This window comes from Comamonas sp. GCA5 (assembly GCF_036541385.1).
Classification (GTDB): domain Bacteria; phylum Pseudomonadota; class Gammaproteobacteria; order Burkholderiales; family Burkholderiaceae_C; genus Comamonas; species Comamonas aquatica.
Genome location: NZ_JAZHFR010000177.1, coordinates 1 through 1,595 on the forward strand (window position 1 = coordinate 1; position 1,595 = coordinate 1,595).

The following is a 1,595-nucleotide window of genomic DNA, read 5'->3' on the forward strand; positions in this document are numbered from 1 at the left end:
AAGCTACCCCTGATGAAGCGTACTTTGCAGCATTGCCGTTTGCACAAATGCAGGCGGCATAACCCCGGTGATCTCGCTTAGCAACTGGACTCAATTGTTCAAACGACCGGGACCACTTCTACTGATGCAGTGCGAAGAAGCAGCCGTTCGAGGGGCTCGCTGCGAGCCCGGCAGGCAAAAGGCTGAGTTATAGGTAGTGGTCAATCCAACACATTCGCTACTGTTTGAGCAGGCGGCATGACGGAACGCCTACTAATTTATGCCGTCATCAAGGGGCGTTTATGTATTCCGCCCCTCAGCATCGACTATTTAACTAGCGACAATTACTTGAGCCGAGGGACTTCAAATGGCGAAAAAGAGTTTTGACCTCAACATAGAAAAAATTTTGGAAAACTGGGAAGTTCGCCATGGTATTCGGGAAGTTATAGCCAACGCACTCGACGAGCAGATATTGACGGGCACTGCGCCGGTAGTGATTGAAAAGCGTGACGGCACCTGGATCATTCGAGATGAAGGCCGTGGCATTCGATACACCCATCTCACCCAAAATGAGAACCAAGAAAAGCTCGATAGCCCACTTGTGATCGGTCGATTCGGCATTGGGCTGAAGGATGCTCTAGCCACTTTTGAGCGCCATGGCGTCAAGGCCCAGATCAAGTCCAAGTTCGGGACCATCTCGACCCACAAATCAGCAAAGCATGGATTCGGCGATATCCTTACCCTGCATGCCATCATCGAAGATCCGTTGGATCCGACATATGTCGGCACAGAATTTCAGCTTGAGGGAGTCGAAGATAAGGAAATGGAGGCCGCAAAGGCTTTGTTTCTGAAATTTTCCGATGAAGAATTGCTGGCAACCACGCGATTTGGCCAGATTATCAGCCGTAAATCAGGCCCAGGTGCGATCTACATCAACGGCGTGAAGGTCGCGGAGGAAGCAAATTTCCTTTTCTCCTACAACATCACTCAGCTCAGTGCGGCGATCAAGAAGGCTATTAACCGAGAACGCTCTCATGTGGGCCGCACTGCGTACTCGGACTCGGTCAAAAAAATCCTGCTAGCCTCGACCAATGGGGATGTCGCCCGTACGTTGGCCGAAGACATCTCCCGTTTCCAGTTGGGTGAAATGCACGACGAACTGGCGTGGATTGATGTGCAAGAGCACGCAGTACGGATCCTCAACGCCCAAGAAAAGGTGGTGATGGTGACCGCGTATGAGGCGATGCGCTTCCCCGACCTGATAGACCAGGCTCGCCAAAGCGGCAACACGATTCTCACGATTCCCGAAAATCTCCGAGCCAAAATCGCCGATTCGGTAGATATCGAAGGCAATCGAATGGTGGACATCACGCAGTTCACCGAGACCTACAACGACAGTTTCAACTTTGACTTTGTTGACGCCGAAGCGCTCAGCAGCCAGGAACGCAAGATCCTCGACACCACAACCTTTGTCATTGAAGCATTTGGAGGTAGGCTGTTGATTTCCATCCAGAAGTGACCCACTAGCCCCCGGTTTTTCCATCTCAATCTGACCCACGCATTAACCCTAGCCTGCTGCTTTTATGTGCAGCAGGAGACCAGGAGTGATTGACGTG

1 protein-coding gene is annotated in these 1,595 nt (G+C 51.5%); it reads left to right on the forward strand.

Annotation, left to right across the window (positions count from 1 at the left end; genetic code table 11):
- Positions 1–346 precede the first annotated feature (346 nt).
- On the forward strand, positions 347–1,498 hold the full coding sequence (locus SJH88_RS19060) for an ATP-binding protein (protein ID WP_274755382.1): 1,152 nt from the start codon (positions 347–349) through the stop codon (positions 1,496–1,498).
- Positions 1,499–1,595 lie beyond the last annotated feature (97 nt).